The organism is Streptomyces sp. NPDC048696, from assembly GCF_043198895.1.
Taxonomy (GTDB): domain Bacteria; phylum Actinomycetota; class Actinomycetes; order Streptomycetales; family Streptomycetaceae; genus Streptomyces.
Genome location: NZ_JBICVJ010000003.1, coordinates 44,656 through 64,070 on the forward strand (window position 1 = coordinate 44,656; position 19,415 = coordinate 64,070).

Genomic DNA, 19,415 nt, shown 5'->3' on the forward strand with positions numbered 1-19,415 from the left:
CCCTTCAGGATGGAGTCGGGTCAAGAGCGCACATGCGTACGGGAGTTGATGTGGCAGCCCTGAGCCCGGCCTCCGATTGGCGCCGCCACGACCGGATCACATCGCTTACCGGACACCGCTGACCCCCTGACGGACACATTCCGGTCAAATATTTGTCGGCGCCCTGTCAAAAAGTGGTCATCTGCTGGCACGCTCCACCCACGCACCACATGCAGACCAGACGCCGCACCCCATGCAGCGCCATCTGCATGCGCACGGGCACCACCCACTCGCACCACCCCCCACGCGTCCCCACGCGCCCGGATCGAGTGAAGGAGACCCCCAGGTGAGAACTACTTTGCGTGCCGCAGCCCTTGCCGCCACCGCGGCCATGGTCGTCGTCGGCGTACAGTCCGGCACCACCGCGGGCGCCGCCAACCGTGAGGCGGGGGCCAGTGCGCTCTCGCTGAGCGTGGCGGAGCGGGCCGGCGCCATGCAGGACGCACAGAACGCCGCCCCCGCCACCGCCCGGCAGATCGGGCTCGGCGCCAAGGAGGCGCTGGTCGTCCGCGATGTCATCAAGGACGCCGACGGCACCGTCCACACCCGCTACGAACGCACCTACGACGGCCTGCCCGTCCTCGGCGGCGACCTCGTCGTGCACGCCAAGAAGGACGGCGGTCTGAAGGGGGTCAGCAGGGCGAGCGACGCGCGCATAGCCGTCGCCACCTCCGGCGTCTCCCTCAAGGCCGCCCCCACGAACGCCCGCAAGGTCGTCTGGGCCGCGGGCAGCAAGCCCGTCCTCGCGTACGAGGCGATCATCAGGGGCACGCAGCCCGACGGCACCCCCAGCGAGCGCCACGTCATCACCGACGCCGCCACCGGGGCGCGGCTCTACGCGTACGAGGCCATCGACACCGGCACCGGGACCAGCGAGTACTCGGGCAAGGTCACGCTCGGGACGACCAAGAGCGGGTCCACGTACAGCCTGACCGACGCGGGGCGCGGCGGGCACAAGACGTACGACCTCAAGGGCGGCTCCTCCGGGACCGGCACGCTCTTCACCAAGTCCGTCGACACCTGGGGCGACGGCACACCCGGCAACCGGGAGACCGCGGGCGTCGACGCGCACTACGGCGCCGCCGTGACCTGGGACTTCTACAAGACCGAGCTCAACCGCAACGGCATCGCGGGCAACGGCAAGGCCGCGTACTCCCGGGTCCACTACGGCAACGCGTACGTCAACGCGTTCTGGGACGACGGCTGCTTCTGCATGACGTACGGCGACGGCGCGGGCAACCGCAAGCCGCTCACCGCGCTCGACGTCGCCGGGCACGAGATGAGCCACGGCCTCACCGCCGCCACCGCCAAGCTCAACTACAGCCGCGAGTCCGGCGGCCTCAACGAGGGCACCAGCGACATCTTCGGCACCTCGGTGGAGTTCTTCGCCAACAACCCGTCCGACCCCGGCGACTACCTCATCGGCGAGAAGATCGACATCAACGGCAACGGCACCCCGCTGCGCTACATGGACAAGCCCAGCAAGGACGGCCAGTCGGCCGACTACTGGTCGAGCTCGGTCGGCAACAAGGACGTGCACTACTCCTCCGGCGTCGCCAACCACTTCTTCTACCTGCTGTCCGAGGGCAGCGGCGCGAAGGTCATCAACGGCGTCAGCTACAACTCCCCGACGTACGACGGCTCCAAGCTCACCGGGATCGGCCGGACCAAGGCGTACAAGATCTGGTACAAGGCCCTGTCGACGTACATGACGTCGACGACCAACTACGCGAAGGCGCGCACGACGACCCTGCAGGCGGCGTCCGACCTGTACGGGGCGGGCAGCGCCGAGTACAAGGCGGTGGCGGCGACCTGGACCGCCGTCAACGTGAAGTGACGACGGCAGTCGTACGTACGTAACTCGCCTGGCTCTACGGGGACTTGGGCTTCCCGTCCCCGTAGAGCCAGGTGTCCCACAGGTCCGTCAGGTCGTGGCCGGACTTCTCCTCGACGTAACGGGTGAAGTCGTCGGTGGAGGCGTTCGCGTGCCGGCGGTCCTTCGCCCAGCCCTGCACGATGTCGTAGAAGGCGTCGTCGCCGACGGCCTTGCGGATCTGGTGGAGCACCATCGCGCCGCGCTGGTACACCGGCTCGTCCGAGATGTGCGCGGCCGACGGCGGCGCGGCGGGCGGGAAGGCCCAGATGTTGTCGTCGGCGGCCTTCTTGTACTGCTCCTCGAAGTGCGCCTGCGCCGACTGGCCGCCGTGGTCCTCGCTGTAGAGCCACTCCGCGTACGTCGCGAAGCTCTCGTTCAGCCACATGTCCCGCCACTGCTTCGGCGTGACCGAGTCGCCGAACCACTGGTGGGCGAGCTCGTGGGCGAGGGTCGTGGTGTCGAGCTGGTCGACCGGGATCACCGGGCGGTTCTGGGTCTCCAGGGCGTACTCGGCGGAGCCCTTGGGGGCGACGACGACGCCGGTGGAGGAGAACGGATACGGCCCGAAGTTCTGTTTCTCCCACTCAAGGATCTCGGGCAGCTTGGCGACGACGTCGGCGGAGTCCTTCTCGGCGGCCGGGGCGACTGCCGTGTAGACAGGGATTCCTGACGGCGTCCTGGATTCCTTGATGTCGTACTTGCCGATGGCGACCGTGGCCAGATACGTCGCCATCGGCTCGCCGGTGTGCCAGGTGAAGGTCGTCCGCCCGCCGGACGTGGACGTCGACTTCAGCTCACCGTTGGAGATCGCCCGCAGGCCCTGCGGCACGGTCACCTTGATGTCGTAGGTGGCCTTGTCGCTCGGGTGGTTGTTGGACGGGAACCACGCCATCGCGCCGGACGGCTCGCCCAGCGCGACGGCGCCGTCGGCGGTACGCAGCCAGCCCTCGTGCGAGTCGTCCTGGTCGGTGAGGGTCTTCGGCGTGCCGGAGTAGCTGACGCTCGCGCTGAAGTCGTCGCCCTTCTTGAGCTCGTCGGCCGGACGCAGGGTCAGCTCGTCGCCCGCCCGGTTGGCGTCGGCGCGCTTGCCCCCGACGGTCGCCGAGCCGACGTCCATGCCCGCGAAGTCGAGGTTGAAGGCGCTGAGGTTCTGGGTGGCGCGGGCGGTGAGGGTGACGGTGCCGGTGAGGTGGTTGCGGGCCGGGTCGTAGTCGAGGGCGAGGCTGTAGTGCTCGACGTCGTACCCGCCGTTGCCCAGCTTCGGAAAGAGCTTGTCCCCCACCCCGGCCGCACCGGGTTTGCCCTCCACCCCACCGGTGCAGCCGGTGAGGGCGAGGACGAGCGTGAGGGCCGCGCCGGGGACGGCCAGCCGGCGTATCGCGCTGGGGTGATCCACGGGGCGAGTCTATGGGGCGGGGGTGGGGGGCGCGCTTGCCACGGGGTGGGGGGCGGATGGATCGGGGGTGCCGGGGGCGGCCGTTTCGCTGCGGACCGTGCTGGGCTGGTCGCGCAGTTCCCCGCGCCCCTTGATGGGCCCTTCGGGCCCCCTTTAGGGGCGCGGGGCTGTGTCAATTTGCGGCTCCGCCGCGCGGGCGCGCGCAACCCAGCACGGTCCGCGGACGGAAGCTACTTGGTCAGGGCCGCCACGCCCGCCGCGGCGTACTTCTCGTCCAGGTCACCACTCGGCGCCCCCGCGACGCCGATGCCCGCGACAGGGGCGCCCTTCGCCTGGACGGGGGCGCCGCCCGCGAGGAAGAGGGTGCCGGGGATGTCCTTGAGGTTCGGGGCCTGGGCGAGGCGGCCCGCGAGGACGGAGGTGGGGGCGTTCCAGGAGACGGCCGTGTACGCCTTGCGCCCGGCGGACTCGTACGACTGCGGGCCCGCGCCGTCCCCGCGCAGGGTGACGACGGTGTTGCCGTTCCGGTCGACGACCGCGACGGAGACGCGCTGGTTGTCGTGCCGGGCGGCGTCGAGCGCGGCGTCGGCGGCCTTCATGGCGGCGTCGACGGTGAGGTGGGTGGACTGGGTGAGCTCGCGCGGGGCGGGGTCGGCGGCCGGGGCCGTACCGGCCTTGGCGGGCGCGGCGGTGGCGCTGACCGCGCCGAAGGTCCCGGCCCCGAGGGCGGCCGCGGCAAGCACGCCGACGAGGATCTTCCGGTTACGGCTGGTGAGGCGGTTCGTGTTCATGTCCATGCTTCGATCCTGGGCCCGGCCCCCGGCTCACCCCGTCGGCGTACCGGCTCGTCACCGCTCCCGTACCGGTGGACCCACCCGTCAACCGATCGGTTGATGCGGGGGTGGCCCGGCCGGGTCAGGATGAGTAAGGACGCGTACGTACGCGCAGGTCAGAAGCAGGACGACGGTGAGGGAGGCGGGGATGGCGCGGGAGGCGGGGACGGTGAGCGACGGCGTGGGGGCGGCGGCCGCCCCGAGCGACGGCGTGGGGGCGGCGGCCGCCGACGAGCGGTGGCTGCCCGCCGTCATGCACGCCGCCTTCTTCCTCCTCCTCGCCGCCTCGCTCGCGCGCTTCCTGATCCGCCACCCGGGCGACCCCCGCACCCCGTGGATCATCGCGCTCTCGGTCGCGCTGGCGGTGCTGTACGTGCTGGGCCCGGCGTACGTACTGGCCCCGGGGTCGCGGCCGACGCCCGGGCGGGCGGTGTGGCTCGGCGTGGTCGTGGCGGTGTGGATGGTGCTCGTGGTGCTCGCGCCGAGTTTCGCGTGGTGCGCGGTGCCGCTGTTCTACACGGGGCTGCGGACCCTGCCGACCCGGGCGGCGCTGGTCCTGGTGGGCCTTCTGACCGCCTTCGTCGTCGCCGCGCAGCTGATGCTCGCCGAGGGCTTCGACCCGAACCTCGTGTTCGCGCCGCCCGCCGTCGCGGCCGTCGCCACCGCCGTGTTCGTCCATATGCAGCGCCAGGCCGACCGCCAGCGCCTGCTCATCGACGACCTGCTCCGCACCCGGCGCGAACTGGCCGCCACCGAGCGCCGCGAGGGCACGCTCGCCGAGCGCCAGCGCCTGTCGATGGAGATCCACGACACGCTGGCGCAGGGCCTGTCCAGCCAGCAGATGCTGCTCCAGGCGTCGGAACGGGTCTGGGAGTCCGACCCGGCGGCGGCCCGCCGCCATGTCCGTACGGCCGAGTCGATCGCCGAACGCAGCCTCGCGGAGGCCCGCCGCTTCGTCCACGACCTCGCGCCCGCGGAGCTCGCGGCGGGCGGGAGCTTGCCGGAGGCGCTGCGGGCACTGGCGGCGCGGGAGTCGGAGGGGTCCGGCGCGGGGGGCCCTCTCGCCGTACGACTGTACGTCGACGGGACGCCCACCGCGCTGCCCGACCGCGTCGAGTCCGCGCTGCTGCGGATCGCGCAGGGGGCGCTGGCGAACGTACGCGAGCACGCCGGCGCGCGCAGCGCCGCGCTCACGTTGACCTATCTGGGTGACCAGATCGTGCTGGACGTCGCCGACGACGGCCGCGGTTTCGTGGTGCCGGAGGCCGGGGGCGGGCGCGAGGGGCGCGACGGGAGGGGCCACGGGCTGCCCGCGATGCGCGCGCGGGTGCGGCAGCTCGGGGGCAGCCTCACGGTGGAGTCGGCGCCGGGAGAGGGAGCGGTGCTGTCGGCATCGATCCCTCTGGAGTCCGAGCCTGAGTGGGAGAAGCGCCTGTGACCCCCGTACGCATCCGGATCCTGCTCTGCGACGACCACGCGGTCGTACGGGCCGGACTGCTCGCGCTGCTCGGCAGCGAGCCCGACATCGAGGTGGTCGGGGAGGCGGGGAGCGGCGAGGAGGCGGTGGCGGCCGCCGCCAAGGAGCGGCCGGACGTGGTGCTGATGGACCTCCAGCTCGGCCCGGGCATCGACGGGGTCGAGGCGACGCGGCGCATCTCGGCGACGGGGGTGCGGGTGCTCGTCCTGACCACGTACGACACGGACGCGGACATCACGCGGGCGATCGCGGCCGGGGCGACGGGGTATCTGCTGAAGGCCGAACGCCCGGAGGAGCTGTTCGCGGCGATCCGGGCGGCGGCGCAGGGCCGTACGACCCTGTCGCCGCCGGTGGCGAGCCGCGTCATGGAGCGCATGCGCGGCGCGGGCCGCCCCGCGCTCACCGACCGCGAGCGGGACATCCTGGCCCAGCTGTCCCAGGGCCTCGCCAACCGCGACATCGCGCGGGCGCTGTTCATCAGCGAGGCCACGGTGAAGACGCATCTGGGCCGGATCTACGAGAAGTTGGGGGTGGACACGCGGGCGGGCGCGGTGTCCGTGGCGAAGGAGCAGCGCCTGCTGCCGTAACGGGACGATTTCCCCCACCCCGCCCGTTCCCTCAACCCTCCGCGGGTGGGTGGAGGTGGAGGTGGTTTTCCCGGGGGCTGCGCCCCCGGACCCCTTCGCGGGGGCTGCGCCCCCTGCACCCCCTGGGGGCTCCGCCCCCGTGCCCCCGGCGGGGCCTGCGGCCCCTGCACCCCGCTCCGGGGCTCCGCCCCGGACCCCGGCTGGGGTGGGTGGGGGCGGAGGTGGCGTTCCCGGGGGCGGGGCCCCCGGACCCCGGCTGGGTGGGTGAGTACGCGGGGCTGCGCCCCTGCACCCCGGTCCCGGTTCGTCTGCGGACCGTGCTGGGTTGCCCGCGCCCACGCGGCGGAGCCGCAAATCGACACAGCCCCGCGCCCCTAAGAGGGCCCGCAGGGCCCATCAAGGGGCGCGGGGAACTGCGCGACCAGCCACACACCACCCGCAGACAAACCACCGGCCCGCCTTTCAGGGGCGCGGGGCTGTGACATTTGCGGCTCCGCCGCGATGGGGGTCCCCCCTGTTCGAGCGGAGTCGAGAACTTGGGGGAGCGATCAGCCCCCACCGGCGGCCAGACGAAACGACCACCGCCGGAGCCACGCGGCGGAGCCGCAAAATGTCACAGCCGGGAAGGGGCGGGGTGGGGAATGCCCGCCGGAGGCGGAAACGGGGTTCGGGGCGGAGCCCCGGCATGGGGGCCGGGGCGCAGCACCGGGGGGCTCCGGAAGGGGTGCGAACCCCATCCGTGGGACCATCGACCGTGCTCGACATCGGCTACTCCCTCTCCAACCGCTTCCCCGACCCCCCGCAGACCGACTACCGCCGCGCGGACGTACACGCCCTGCGCCACGACCTCTTCTGCGGCGACGTCTACCTCGCGGACACCAACGCGGACCGCGAGGTGTCCACAGCCTGGGGATGGGTCCCGGTGCTTGACTTCGCCTGGGCGCTGTGCGACACCGTCGAGGCGCTGGACCAGGACCCCCGGGGCAGCCGGTCGTCCCGCCCGCAGTACGCCGAGATCGACTTCACCGAGTCCACGGACCGGATGCTGTTCGAGCGGCGGTTCGGCTGGGTGGACGTCGAGGCCGACTGGATGCCGGGCGACGAGCCCCCGCTCACGTTCAGCCACCGCCTCCTGCGCCGCGAGGCCCGCGACTTCCTGCACGACGTGATCGCCGACCTCACGGACATGCACGACGACCTGGCCGAGAACCCGGCGATCTGGACCATCCAGTCCCGCTTCCCCCGCCTCACGGACTAGCCGTACGGGAGCCGTACAGGCACCGTCACCCCACCACCCGCACCCCCACCTCCGCCGCGAACGCCGGCGCCAGATCCACCAGCTGCGTCGGCGTGATCACCGCGCCCGCCAGGCGGTCCACGCCCCGCGCGATGTCCAGGACCGCCGCCCCCCGCAGGTCCACGTCCTTCATCCGCGTCCCCGTGAAGTCCGCCCGCCGCAGCTCGCAGCCCGCGAACGCCACCCGGTCCAGGCGGGCCATCGCGAAGTCCGGCTCGGCGAGCACACAGTTCTCGAAGACCACGTCCCGCAGCTCCGCGTCCCGCAGGTTGAGGTAGTCGATCTTGCCGCCGCGGATCAGGACCCGCTCCAGGACCGCGCCGTACAGCTGGACCCCGCCCATCCGGACGTCGTGGATCTCCACGTCCCGCAGGGAGGTGCGGGACAGGTCGGTGCCCACGCCCCGTACACCCGAGAGCACCGAGTCGATGAGGCGCGCGCCGGCGAGCCGGGTCTCGTCCAGGACGCAGCCGTACAGGCCGCAGTCCATGAAGCGCGAACCGTTGCCGTTCTGGCCCGACAGATCCAGGTTGCGGAACTCCAGGCCGTCGTAATCCCCTTCCGCCTCCAGCTCCGCCGGACCGTGCGGTGCCAGCGGCGGCAGCCGCACCTCCGGACGCCGCACCGCCGTCACTTCTCTCGCCCTCTTCGCCATGACTCCATGCTGGACCACACCACTGACAACCGCCCCGCCCCTTACCTGCCACATTCAGTCGCCTGTCACATTCCACCTACCGTTCTCCGTCTCTAACGGTGAGTGCCCGCACAGCGACAGGAGAGCAGCATGGACCGGATCACCGTCATCGGCGGCGGCCTCGCCGGGCTCACCGCGGCCATCACCGCCGCCGAGTCCGGCGCACGCGTGAACCTGTACGAGTCGCACCACACGCTGGGCGGACGCGCGCGTACGGCCGAGGGTCCGTACCTCACCAACGACGGTCCGCACGCCCTCTACAACGGCGGTCCGCACTGGGCCTGGCTCAAGCGGCGCGGGCTGCTGGGGCCGGTCGCCTCCGTACCGCCGCTGGAAGCCGCGCGATTCCGCTTCCACTGGGACGGCACGCTGCGCCACACCCCGCCGCTCGCCCTGCTCAAGCTGGCCCGGCACAGTCCCGAACTCGCCCCTGCGGACCAGGACTTCGCCTCCTGGGCGGCCCAGATCGTCGGCGCCAAGGCGGCCCGCGCGGCCGCGCACTACGCCGCCGTCGCGGTCTTCCACCACGATCCTGGCTCGCTCTCCGCCGCCTTCGTCCAGGAACGCCTGCACCGGGCCGCCGCGCTGCCGCCGGAGGCGCGGTATCCGGTGGGCGGCTGGGGCGCGCTCGTGGAGCGGATGGCCACGCGCGCGTGGGAGCTGGGTGTGCATGTGGAGACCACCGCGCGCGTGGACGCGCTTCCCGACGACCACGGTCCCGTCGTCGTCGCCACCTCGCTGGAGGCCGCCCGGCGGCTGCTCGGGGACGACTCGCTGCGCTGGACCGGCGGCCGGACCGCCCTGCTCGACCTCGGGCTCACCACGCGCCGGGGCGACCCGTTCATCGTCTCCGACCTGGAGGCGCCCGGCTGGATCGAACGTTTCACCGCCCACGGCCGCACCCTCGCGCCCGCCGGACACCAGCTGATCCAGGCCCAGTTCCCGATCGCCCCGCACGAGTCGAAGGCCGACGGTGTCGCACGCGGGGAGCGGCTGCTCGACGCCGCGTTCGCGGGCTGGCGCCAGCGGGTCTCCTGGCGCCGCGACGCGCTCGCGGCCGGTCGTACGGGCGCGGTCGACCTCCCCGGCACCACCTGGCGCGACCGCCCGGCGATCGACCGGGGCCACGGCGTGTACGTCGCGGGCGACATGGTCGCGGCGCCCGGGGTGCTCTCGGAGGTGGCCTTCACCAGCGGAATCAAGGCGGCGCGGCTGGCGGTGCGGAGCCTGCGTCTGACCGCACTCAAGTCCGCTTGACCTCAAGCACACTTGAGGACGAAGGCTAAGGGGCACCCCACCACCCACACGAGCAAGGTGACCCCCATGCACGCCATCCGCCTCCACGCCTTCGGCCCGGCCTCGAACCTCACGTACGAGAAGACCGAGGACCCCGTCCCCGGCCCCGGCCAGGTGCGGATCGCCGTCGCCGCGGCCGGGGTGCACCTGCTCGACACCGCGCTGCGCGAGGGCCTGACCGGCCCGTACCCGGCACCCGCCGCGCTGCCCACCGTCCCCGGGCGGGAGGTCGCGGGCACGGTCGACGCGCTCGGCGAGGGCACCGACCCCGACTGGCTCGGCAAGCCGGTCGTCGCCCACCTCGGGATGGCGCCCGGAGGCTACGCCGAACTGGCCGTCGTCGACGCCGCCAAGCTCCACGAGATCCCCCCGAACCTCGATCCCGCCGAGGCGGTCGCGATGATCGGCACGGGTCGTACGGCGATGGGCATCGTCCAGTTCGCCGACCTCGGCCCGGACTCGGTCGCGATCGTCCCGGCGGCGGCCGGGGGCATCGGCACGCTGCTTGTGCAGTACGCGAAGAACGCGGGCGCGACGGTGGTGGGCCTTGCGGGCGGCCCCGCGAAGACGGCACGAGTACGGGCGAACGGCGCGGACCTGGCACTCGACTACCTGCTCCCCAACTGGCCTGAATTGGTGGGCGAGTTCCTCACCTCCGCCGGCCACGACCACGCCACGACAGTCTTCGACCCGGTGGGCGGCCCCACCGCCCGAGCGGCGGTGGACCTCCTCGGCCCCGGCGGCCGCCACCTGGTCTTCGGCTGGTCGAGCGAGGGAATCCGCGACGGCGGCCCGCTGACGTTCACGCAGGAGTACCTGACGGAACGCGGCATCACCTCCGAAAGCGTCCTGGGCCCGACCATGCTGTCCCGAGCGGGCGGCCCGGACCCCCTCCGCACCCTGGAAACCCGCGCCCTGACAGAGGCCGCCGCGGGCCGCCTCCGCCCGGCGGTCCAGCGCTACCCGCTGGCGGAGGCGGCGGAGGCGCATCGCGCGCTGGAGAATCGGGGGACGACGGGCAAGGTGGTCTTGATTCCGTGACGCCCGAGACCGTCTCGGATGCCTTCCATGGGTGCTGAAGTCGCCCACCATCTACCTGGACGACGAGACCGACACCTACCTTGTGCAAGGGTGGAAGGCACGTCGCCGCCCAGCTGCGCACCGCCCTCACCCGCGCAGGCATCGCCGAGGCCCAAACCGCCCGGGTGCGCCCGCTGGTCACCAGTGCCGGGCGCGGGTACGTGGAGCTGGGAGCGCTCGGTGTCGCGGACGCGCACCGGCTTCTCGATCAGCTGCTCGCACCGCCCAGCTCCCCCAACGCCCCGTCCGCCAGCCGATAGACCGTCCACTCGTCCTGCGGCCGCGCCCCCAGCGATTCGTAGAACGCGATCGACGGGGCGTTCCAGTTCAGGACCGACCACTCCAGGCGGCCGTAGCCGCGGGTCACGCAGATGCGGGCCAGTTCGGTCAGGAGAGCCTTGCCGTGGCCGGCGCCGCGCTGGTCGGGGCGGACGTACAGGTCTTCCAGGTAGATGCCGTGCACCCCGCGCCACGTCGAGAAGTTGAGGAACCAGAGCGCGAAGCCCGCCGGGGCGCCGTCGTCGGATTCGGCGATGTGGGCGAAGGCCGCGGGGTGTTCGCCGAACAGTGCTTCGTGGAGCTGTTCCTCGGTCGCCTTCGCGTCGTCCGGGCACTTCTCGTACTCGGCCAGTTCGCGGACCATGGCGTGGATCACGGGGATGTCTGCGGGCGTCGCGGTACGAATCATGGCCGTAGCGTAATCCGGGCGCGGCGGAGCGGTCGGGGGCATTCCGGTCTTCGGGACGGGCCGCCGGGGAGAGAGGGGAGTGCCCCAGCCCTCGTGGCGTGCTCAGACGCGAGCAACCCGGGACGGTCCCGCCCGGCACCCGTCACCAGCCCCGCCCGGCACTCACCACCAGCCTCGCCCGCCACCTATCACCAACCCCGCACCACCCGCCCCACCTCCACCTGCTCCGCCTCCGGCTCGCAGCCGTCCTCGATCTCCCAGAGGCAGTTCTGCAGCACCCGGCCCAGCGTCCACGCGCGCGCCCGGGCGCGGTCCAGGCCCAGGACCTCCGTCATCGCGTCGAAGCGCCACCGCAGTTCCGCCGCGTCGTAGCGGTTGACGAGCGCGGGCAGCAGCTCGAAGCCGGGGTCGCCCGCCAGTGGCTTGGGGTCGATGGCGAGCCACGGCTCGCGCTCGGCGGCGAGCACGTTCTCGTAGTGGAGGTCCCAGTGCAGCAGCCGGTCGCCCGGCTCGCCGGCCACCTCCCGCACGGCCGCCGCGCAGTCCTCCAGGAGCCGCCGTTCGGCGGGGTCGCGGAGCTCGCGTACCGCCCGGGGTGTCTCCTCCAGCATCCCGGCGGCGACATCGGCGAGGCGGCGCATGCCGGGCGGGGCCGGTACGGATGTGAGACGAGAGAGCAGATCCGCGATGACCAGGACCGCCTCCCGGGAGTCGGTCACGTCCGCCAACTGCCGGTCTGGATCGAGGCGTTCGAGCAGCATCGTGCCGGTGTCCTCGTCGTGCCGCAGCAGCCGGGCCGCGCCCGCGCCGCCCCACGCCCGCAGCGCCACCGGCTCGCCCGCGGTCTCCTCGTCCACCAGCTGGAGCTTGAGCACCGCCGGGGTGCCGTCGTCCGCCGTCACCGGCAGCACGAGCGCGCACATCCCGTGCATCGCGGGCCCGGCCGGGCGCAGCCCCCAGCGCGCCGCGAACTCCTCCGTCCGGCCGGGCAGCGCGGCCGCGAACGCCCGGCCCCGCGCACCGTTGAACCGGGTCAGCGCCGCGGCGAACTCCTCCGGAATGTCGATCACCCGCCCGACCCTACCCGCGTGCGTGAATCGGCCCATGAGCCGATTCCTCCGGACAGGACCACGTCTCGCGGCCGCCGCCCCGCGTTACGTCCGCAGCGCCCCCGGCACCTACCTCTGGCTGGTCGTGCTGTTCGGGACCACCATCGCGCTGCACCACATGTCCCCGGAGTTCGAGGAGGACTTCCTGCGGCAGCGGTCGACCAACATCCATGCGCTGTCGACCAATCCCGTACGCGTACTGATCACCAGCGCGCTGTGGATCGACGGCGGCCACTGGCTCCCGTACGCCGTCCTGTACTCCGTCTTCCACGCGCAGGCCGAACGCTGGCTCGGCACCCGCCGCTGGCTCGCGGTCGTCGTCCTCGCCCACGTCCTCGCCACGTACATCAGCGAGGGCGCCCTGCTCTGGGCGGTCCGGCACGGCGTCGCCCCGCACCACGCCGTCAACACCCTTGATATCGGGGTCAGTTACGCGCTCGCAGGGGTCGAGGGCGTGCTCGTGTTCCGGATCGCCCCGCCCTGGCGGTATCTGTATCTCGCCGTCCTGCTCGCCGTCTACGCCGCCCCGCTCGCCACCGGGCGCACCTTCACCGACCTCGGCCACTTCACGGCCGTACTCATCGGGCTGGCCTGCTACCCGCTCGTACGGGGGCGGGGCGGGCCGCCCTGGGATCCGGCCGGGACGGTCACCGCGGCGGGCCGGGCCTTCAGGCGATCCCCGCGTCCTTGAGCACCTTCGCGAACTCCTGCGCGTCCAGGATCGCCGCGCCGTCGCCCGGCGGGCGCTTGCCGTCGATCAGGACGGTCGGGCTGGAGTTCACACCGGACTTCTCGAACGCCTTCTCCGCCGAGGCCACCCACTCCTTGTACGTGCCCTCGCGCACCGCCTTGTCGAAGGCCGCGCTCCGCAGACCGGGGACCTTGTCGGCGATGCGGAGCAGGTTGTCAGCGGTGTAGCCGTCGCTCGACTCGTCCTCGGGCTGGCTGGCGAACACGGCCGCGTGGTACTCCGCGAACTTCCCCGCGTCCACGGACGCCCGCAGCGCGTTCGCGGCCCGCTCGGATCCGCCGCCGCCGAGGTTGCGGTCGAGGAAGGACGCGATCGTGTAGCGGATCCTGACCTTCCCGGCCGCCGCGAGGTCGGTGAGCGGCACCGCGCCCGACGTCTCGAACTTCGCGCAGAACGGGCAGCGCGGGTCCTCGTACACCGTGATCGTGTGCGCGGCCCGCGGGCTGCCCACGACGATTTCCGCACCCTCCGCCTTCGCGGGCAGCTTCGCGAGCTTCGCCGCGTGCGGGGAGGTCTTCACGGCCAGCTCCTCGGTGCCCGAGGACGACCCGCCGGAGCCCGAATCCGCACCGCACGCGGCCGCCGAGACGCCCACCGTCGTCGCCACCACCAGCGCCAGCGCCGCGCGGCGAACCCTGTAAACCGTCGTCCTGCGTACGGCCGTCATACGAGCCATCTCTCCCAGCGTCCCCGGCGTCGGCCGGTGTCGGCCACAGACCGACCCAAACCCTTTCATAGGGAACCTATGTGTCGCGCGGACGCGTCCGGCGCGCCGGAAGTCCCGACCCGCGGGGACCAAAGTCCTGCGGATTCCGTCTCTGGACAGGCGTTCGTACGGGGTGTACCAACAACGCCCATGACCACGCGCACGATCAACGGCGGCATCTCCTTCTGGTACGCGCAGGACGGCATCCCCGCCCCCCGCGAGCCCTTGACCGGCGACGCCACGGCGGACGTCGTGATCGTGGGCGGCGGCTACACGGGGCTGTGGACGGCGTACTACCTCAAGAAGGCCGTCCCGTTCCTCGACATCGCCGTCCTCGAAGCCCGCTTCTGCGGCTACGGCGCCTCCGGGCGCAACGGCGGCTGGCTGTACAACGGCATCGCGGGCCGCGACCGGTACGCCCGGCTGCACGGCCGCGACGCCGCCGTACGGCTCCAGCGGGCCATGAACGACACCGTCGACGAGGTCGTCCGGGTCGCCGCCGAGGAGTCCATCGACGCCGATGTCCATCAGGGCGGAGTGCTCGAAGTGGCGTACACGCCCGCCCAGTTGAGCCGCCTCAAGGCGTTCCACGCCGCCGAGCTGGAGTTCGGCGAGAAGGACCGGCTGCTGCTCGGGGCGCGCGAGACCGCCGAGCGCGTCCGGGTCGCCGGGGCCGTCGGCTCCGGCTGGACCCCGCACGGCGCCCGCGTGCACCCCGTGAAGCTGGTCAAGGGTCTGGCGGCGGCCGTCGAGGCGCTGGGCGTCACGGTGTACGAGTCGACGCCGGTCACCGAGATCCGGCCCAAGCACGCCGTCACTCCGTACGGCACCGTGCGCGCGCCTTACGTCCTGCGCTGCACCGAGGGGTTCACCGCGTCCCTGAAGGGCCAGCGGCGGGCCTGGCTGCCGATGAACTCGTCCATGATCGCCACCGAGCCGCTGCCCGCCGAGCTGTGGGAGTCCATCGGCTGGGCGGGGCGCGAGACGCTGGGCGACATGGCGCACGCGTACATGTACGCGCAGCGCACCGCCGACGACCGGATCGCGATCGGCGGACGCGGGGTCCCGTACCGGTTCGGGTCCCGTACGGACAACGACGGCCGTACGCGGCCCGAGACCGTCGAGGCGCTGCGGGAGATCCTGATCCGGTTCTTCCCGCAGCTGGCGGGGGTGTCGGTGACGCACGCGTGGTCGGGGGTGCTCGGCGTGCCGCGCGACTGGTGCGCGACGGTCACGCTCGACCGGTCCACGGGGCTGGGGTGGGCGGGCGGTTACGTCGGGTCCGGGGTCGCCACGGCGAACCTCGCGGCGCGTACGCTGCGGGATCTGGTGCGGCAGGACTCGGGGCAGGGCGGGGCCACGGAGCTGACCGCACTGCCGTGGGTCGGGCACCGGGTGCGGCGGTGGGAGCCGGAGCCGTTCCGGTGGGCGGGGGTCCGGGGGATGTACGCGGCGTATCGGGGGGCGGACCGGCGCGAGCTGTCCGCGCGGTCGGCCCGCACGGACCGGGTCGCGGCGATCGCGGACCGGGTTTCGGGGCGGCACTGACCCGATGCGGGGGCCCGTCTACCCAGCTGTGGGCAATCGTGCCGCTGGGGCGGCACGGGTGGGCACAGCGGCACCCCGTCCCCGGACGCCCGCACCCCCGCCTGAGCCCTCACCCCGCGCCTGGCGGCATGCATGCCCACAGCTGGGTACTACTCCACCTCTATCCCGAAGTCCCCGATCAGCGCCTCCAGGCCGCCCGTATAGCCGCGGCCGCCCAGGACGAAGTCCCAGTCGTCGCCCGGGCGGCGCCGGAACGAGCCGAGGACCAGGGCCGTTTCGCCCGCGCGGCCGTCCGAGACCGGCAGGCGGTCCAGCTCCGCGCCCGTCGCGTCGCGCAGCAGGATGCCCGCGTCGGTGAAGCCGGACAGGTCCGCGTCCGGGTTCACCTCGGGGTCGACGGAGGCGACCAGGACGAGCCGGTCCGCGCGCGGCGGGAGCGCGTCGAACGCCACCCGTACCGCCGCCCGGTCCTCGACCGCCCCCGGCACCATCCGCACCGAACCCCCGGGCACCTCACGGTTGTTGAAGAACACGAAGTGGTCGTCGTCGAGCACCCGGTTCCCCTCGCACACCAGCACGCACACATCCAGCGCCACCGCCCCGGCCCACGTCATCCCCAGGACGTTGAAGTCGTCCTCGGGCTCCGAGGCGGCCGGAGCCAGCGGCGTGTCCACCAAAGTGGGCGTCCGCTCGCTCGAAGGCGCCCGCTCGCCCCGCTCCCCCAGCCGCCCCCGCAGCCCGCACTCGTGCAGCAGGTCCACCAGCTCCGCCCCGGACACCAGGGTCAGCGGCTTGCCCTGGGCGAAGGCGTACGAACCGGGGCCGAAGCCCGACGTGGTCACCAGGACGCCCTTGTTGGCGCCCGCGCCCTGGACCGTGCCGTACAGGTCGCGTACGGCCGTCGGCGGGACCGTGTTCCGGTAGCGCTTGACCTGGACGATGATGCGGCCGCCGCTGATCGGGTCCGCGTCCAGCGCCTCGACGTCGACGCCGCCGTCGTTCGAGCGCTGGGTGGTCACCGCCCGCATGCCCCGGGCGCGGAACAACTCCGCGACCAGGACCTCGAATTCGATGGGGTCCATCACGAACAGGTCGGGCTCGTCCTCGTCGCTGCCGTGCGAGACCACGCCCGCGCCCAGCTCCCCGGGCCGGCGCAGCGGACGTACGGCCGCGCGCTGGTCGGGACGGGATGAGAGCTGCCCGTGCAGCGCGTCCACCAGGCAGTCCACCGCGCTCACCTGCGCCAGGTTGAGGGCGGCCAGCGCGGTCCGCTCGACCATCACCGTGGCCAGGAAGATCTCGGCCCGCCGTCCGGTCGCGGGATCGACGTCGTCGACGAACCCGTTGAGCGCCACCGACTCCAGTACGCCGTACTCGTCGGCCGCGAACAGGTCCCGCACCACCAGCAGCACGCTCTGGGCGAGCGTGTCCCGGTAGAGCGCCCGCCGCTGGGCCGCCGGTCGCGCGGCCTCCCGCTCCTCGTCCGAACTGGCCACATACCGTACGGACTTGGCCGCCGGGACGACGTCGAACGCGGGCAGCTCCCAGTCCAGGACCAACTGCTTCGCACCCCGGTCGTACGAGCACGACAGCCGGCGCGGGAAGCCCTCCGGCCAGATCGCCGCCGCGTACAGGGCGGCCGAGAAGTACTCCACCACCGCGCCCGGATCGGCCGCCCGCAGCCCGGCCACCAGCTCGTCGACGCCCTCGTCGAGCCCCTGGACCTCGGCGAGCCGCGCGGCCGCCCAGGCGTCGTACCGGTCCCGGTACTCGGCCAGCCGCCGGCGCCGCTCGGTCTCCGCCAGCTGCGCCGCGTCCCAGTCCCGCTGGTAGGCGGCCTGCGCCTCCTGCTGGGCCCGGTCCCGGCGGTTGGCGGTCCAGCCGCCCTGCGCCTGGTAGCGGGCCGGGTCCGGCATCGCGACCGGCTGCGCCAGCGCGCCGGGCGCGAACGGCTCGATGCTCTCCTGGGTGCGCCGCAGCGACCCGGTGGTGAACGGCTGCGCGGCGCAGCCCGCCGCGAGGAGGCCGGTCAGCGCGTCCACCCGCGCGTCCAGTTCCTGGGTGCGCAGCCGCGCGTCCGCCTCCCGGCTCTGGCGGTAGGCCGCCTGCTGTTCGCGGGTGGCGCGCGCGGCGTCCCGCTCCTGTGCCCGCTGCTCGCGTTCGCGCTGCCGCTGCTGCTGCATCGACGCCCGGCGCCGGGCCTCCTGCTGGCGCTGCTGCTGCCGCTGCGCCTCGGCCCAGACCCCGATCAGCCCGCTGGAACGACGACTCATACCCCTGTGGCCCCCTGCCCCTTCTGCCCCACCCGGCACCGCTGCATCGCGGCCCGGAAAAACAATTGTCCCGGACCTTGATCGGTCCGGGACGGGTGGTGCGGGGTGGTGCGATGGAGCCGCCTGTCGGAATCGAACCGACGACCTCAAGATTACAAGTCAAGCGCTCTAGCCAACTGAGCTAAGGCGGCATCGCACGCGTTCGCCCCAACCGGAACGGCCCGCGTGCGAAGGGCTACCTCACTCTACACAGAGCCCGATTGCGCGCTCCACGGAGTTCGCCCCCGCCGGGTCCGGGAGGTTCGCGTCGGACTCCCGCGGCGATCCCGCCGCGAACCCGTCGAAATCCCGTCCGCCGGCCTGCTGACAGACCGGACATCTGCGGGTAGCGTCTCGTCCCAGTCCACCCAGGTGGACTACACCACTTCTCCCTCTACTCGGATCGTCCGGCACGTTCCTGCCGGTGAAGGGACAGGTCTCCCATGGCCACTGTCACGTTCGACAAGGCGACGCGGATCTACCCGGGCTCCACCAAGCCCGCGGTCGACGGCCTCGACATCGAGATCGAGGACGGCGAGTTCCTCGTCCTCGTCGGCCCCTCGGGCTGCGGAAAGTCCACCTCCCTGCGCATGCTCGCGGGACTTGAGGACGTCAACGGCGGATCCATCCGCATCGGCGAGCGCGACGTCACGCACCTCCCGCCGAAGGACCGGGACATCGCGATGGTGTTCCAGAACTACGCGCTGTACCCGCACATGAGCGTCGCCGACAACATGGGCTTCGCGCTCAAGATCGCGGGCGTCAACAAGGCGGAGATCCGCAAGAAGGTCGAGGAGGCGGCGAAGATCCTCGACCTCACCGAGTACCTGGACCGCAAGCCCAAGGCGCTCTCCGGCGGCCAGCGCCAGCGCGTCGCGATGGGCCGCGCCATCGTCCGCGAGCCGCAGGTCTTCCTGATGGACGAGCCGCTGTCGAACCTCGACGCCAAGCTCCGCGTCTCCACCCGTACGCAGATCGCCTCGCTCCAGCGGCGCCTGGGCATCACCACGGTGTACGTCACCCACGACCAGGTCGAGGCCATGACCATGGGCGACCGCGTGGCCGTGCTCAAGGACGGCCTGCTCCAGCAGGTGGACTCGCCGCGCAACATGTACGACCGCCCGGCCAACCTCTTCGTCGCGGGCTTCATCGGCTCCCCGGCCATGAACCTGGTCGAGGTCCCGATCACCGACGGCGGCGTGAAGTTCGGCAACAGCGTGGTGCCGGTGAGCCGCGAGGCGCTGTCCGCGGCCGCCGACAAGGGCGACCGCACGGTGACGGTCGGCGTGCGTCCCGAGCACTTCGACATCGTCGAGCACAACGGCGGCGCGGCTGCATCCACGGCGTCTCTCACCAAGGAGGCCGAAGACGCCCCCGCCGGTCTCGCCGTGACCGTGAACGTCGTCGAGGAGCTCGGCGCCGACGGTTACGTCTACGGCACCGCCGAGGTCGGCGGCGAGCAGAAGGACCTCGTGGTCCGCGTGAACGGCCGCTCGGTCCCGGAGAAGGGCACCCAGCTCCACGTCGTCCCGCGCCCGGGCGAGACCCACGTCTTCTCGACGTCGACGGGCGAGCGCCTCAGCGACTGACGCCTCGGCTCGGCGGCCGGTGCCTCAGCGGCTGACGTACGGCGGCACGTCAGCCGGCCCCGCACCCACCTACCGGGGTGCGGGGCTCTCCCTTTGGAGAAGGTCCGGGGAGCCGGGCGGAGGTGTCGACAAATACC

16 protein-coding genes and 1 tRNA gene are annotated in these 19,415 nt (G+C 72.6%); 9 read left to right on the forward strand and 8 right to left on the reverse strand.

Annotated features, from left to right (window positions below; translation table 11 throughout):
- The first annotated feature begins 370 nt into the window (after nucleotides 1-370).
- Nucleotides 371-1,876: a M4 family metallopeptidase gene (locus tag ACGFRG_RS06325; protein ID WP_393262694.1), complete on the forward strand. Its 1,506-nt coding sequence runs from the start codon at nucleotides 371-373 to the stop codon at nucleotides 1,874-1,876.
- A 34-nt stretch (nucleotides 1,877-1,910) separates the two neighbouring features.
- On the opposite strand, the gene ACGFRG_RS06330 is transcribed toward ACGFRG_RS06325, so the two are convergent.
- On the reverse strand, nucleotides 1,911-3,311 hold the full coding sequence (locus ACGFRG_RS06330) for a M1 family metallopeptidase (RefSeq protein WP_361431039.1): 1,401 nt from the start codon (nucleotides 3,309-3,311) through the stop codon (nucleotides 1,911-1,913).
- A 230-nt stretch (nucleotides 3,312-3,541) separates the two neighbouring features.
- Nucleotides 3,542-4,102 carry a heme-binding protein gene (locus ACGFRG_RS06335; RefSeq protein WP_361431083.1) on the reverse strand — a complete coding sequence of 187 codons (561 nt, stop codon included), beginning with the start codon at nucleotides 4,100-4,102 and terminating at the stop codon, nucleotides 3,542-3,544.
- Nucleotides 4,103-4,292: 190 nt separating this feature from the next.
- On the opposite strand from ACGFRG_RS06335, the gene ACGFRG_RS06340 reads away from it, so the two are divergent.
- From ACGFRG_RS06340 to ACGFRG_RS06350, 3 genes are all read left to right on the forward strand, one after another.
- Nucleotides 4,293-5,582, forward strand: a complete 1,290-nt coding sequence (locus ACGFRG_RS06340) for a sensor histidine kinase (protein WP_393261902.1) — start codon at nucleotides 4,293-4,295, stop codon at nucleotides 5,580-5,582.
- Nucleotides 5,579-6,208, forward strand: coding sequence for a response regulator transcription factor (locus ACGFRG_RS06345; protein WP_361431045.1), 630 nt, complete (start codon nucleotides 5,579-5,581; stop codon nucleotides 6,206-6,208). The genes ACGFRG_RS06340 and ACGFRG_RS06345 overlap by 4 nt, the downstream gene beginning before the upstream one ends.
- Nucleotides 6,209-6,962: 754 nt before the next feature.
- On the forward strand, nucleotides 6,963-7,466 hold the full coding sequence (locus ACGFRG_RS06350; RefSeq protein ID WP_361431085.1) for a hypothetical protein: 504 nt from the start codon (nucleotides 6,963-6,965) through the stop codon (nucleotides 7,464-7,466).
- A 25-nt stretch (nucleotides 7,467-7,491) separates the two neighbouring features.
- Here the strand turns inward: ACGFRG_RS06350 and ACGFRG_RS06355 are convergent, their stop codons facing one another.
- Nucleotides 7,492-8,160 carry a pentapeptide repeat-containing protein gene (locus tag ACGFRG_RS06355; RefSeq protein ID WP_361431047.1) on the reverse strand — a complete coding sequence of 223 codons (669 nt, stop codon included), beginning with the start codon at nucleotides 8,158-8,160 and terminating at the stop codon, nucleotides 7,492-7,494.
- Nucleotides 8,161-8,289: 129 nt separating this feature from the next.
- Here ACGFRG_RS06355 and ACGFRG_RS06360 point away from each other — a divergent pair, with 129 nt between their 5' ends.
- Both ACGFRG_RS06360 and ACGFRG_RS06365 read left to right on the forward strand, forming a co-directional pair.
- Nucleotides 8,290-9,456: an FAD-dependent oxidoreductase gene (locus ACGFRG_RS06360; protein ID WP_393261906.1), complete on the forward strand. Its 1,167-nt coding sequence runs from the start codon at nucleotides 8,290-8,292 to the stop codon at nucleotides 9,454-9,456.
- A 66-nt stretch (nucleotides 9,457-9,522) separates the two neighbouring features.
- On the forward strand, nucleotides 9,523-10,536 hold the full coding sequence (locus tag ACGFRG_RS06365) for a zinc-binding dehydrogenase (protein WP_393261909.1): 1,014 nt from the start codon (nucleotides 9,523-9,525) through the stop codon (nucleotides 10,534-10,536).
- Nucleotides 10,537-10,783: 247 nt separating this feature from the next.
- Here the strand turns inward: ACGFRG_RS06365 and ACGFRG_RS06370 are convergent, their stop codons facing one another.
- Nucleotides 10,784-11,263: a GNAT family N-acetyltransferase gene (locus ACGFRG_RS06370; RefSeq protein WP_361431055.1), complete on the reverse strand. Its 480-nt coding sequence runs from the start codon at nucleotides 11,261-11,263 to the stop codon at nucleotides 10,784-10,786.
- 188 nt (nucleotides 11,264-11,451) lie between these two features.
- Nucleotides 11,452-12,369 carry an aminoglycoside phosphotransferase family protein gene (locus tag ACGFRG_RS06375; RefSeq protein ID WP_361431057.1) on the reverse strand — a complete coding sequence of 306 codons (918 nt, stop codon included), beginning with the start codon at nucleotides 12,367-12,369 and terminating at the stop codon, nucleotides 11,452-11,454.
- Here ACGFRG_RS06375 and ACGFRG_RS06380 point away from each other — a divergent pair.
- A complete protein-coding gene (locus ACGFRG_RS06380; RefSeq protein WP_361431059.1) occupies nucleotides 12,368-13,063 on the forward strand; it encodes a rhomboid-like protein in 696 nt (231 codons plus the stop codon). The genes ACGFRG_RS06375 and ACGFRG_RS06380 overlap by 2 nt on opposite strands.
- Here ACGFRG_RS06380 and ACGFRG_RS06385 read toward each other — a convergent pair.
- Nucleotides 13,041-13,799 carry a DsbA family protein gene (locus ACGFRG_RS06385; protein WP_393261914.1) on the reverse strand — a complete coding sequence of 253 codons (759 nt, stop codon included), beginning with the start codon at nucleotides 13,797-13,799 and terminating at the stop codon, nucleotides 13,041-13,043. The two genes, ACGFRG_RS06380 and ACGFRG_RS06385, sit on opposite strands and share 23 nt — an antisense overlap.
- 180 nt (nucleotides 13,800-13,979) lie before the next feature.
- On the opposite strand from ACGFRG_RS06385, the gene ACGFRG_RS06390 reads away from it, so the two are divergent.
- Nucleotides 13,980-15,377, forward strand: a complete 1,398-nt coding sequence (locus tag ACGFRG_RS06390) for an NAD(P)/FAD-dependent oxidoreductase (RefSeq protein ID WP_393261916.1) — start codon at nucleotides 13,980-13,982, stop codon at nucleotides 15,375-15,377.
- Between the two features lie 149 nt (nucleotides 15,378-15,526).
- Here ACGFRG_RS06390 and ACGFRG_RS06395 read toward each other — a convergent pair whose 3' ends face one another.
- Both ACGFRG_RS06395 and ACGFRG_RS06400 read right to left on the reverse strand, forming a co-directional pair.
- Complete coding sequence (locus tag ACGFRG_RS06395; protein WP_393261918.1) at nucleotides 15,527-17,650, reverse strand: restriction endonuclease; 2,124 nt, start codon at nucleotides 17,648-17,650, stop codon at nucleotides 15,527-15,529.
- 114 nt (nucleotides 17,651-17,764) lie between these two features.
- Nucleotides 17,765-17,841 (reverse strand) — tRNA-Thr (locus ACGFRG_RS06400).
- Between the two features lie 291 nt (nucleotides 17,842-18,132).
- On the opposite strand from ACGFRG_RS06400, the gene ACGFRG_RS06405 reads away from it, so the two are divergent.
- Nucleotides 18,133-19,278 carry a sn-glycerol-3-phosphate ABC transporter ATP-binding protein UgpC gene (locus ACGFRG_RS06405; protein WP_361431070.1) on the forward strand — a complete coding sequence of 382 codons (1,146 nt, stop codon included), beginning with the start codon at nucleotides 18,133-18,135 and terminating at the stop codon, nucleotides 19,276-19,278.
- The last annotated feature ends 137 nt before the right edge of the window (nucleotides 19,279-19,415 follow it).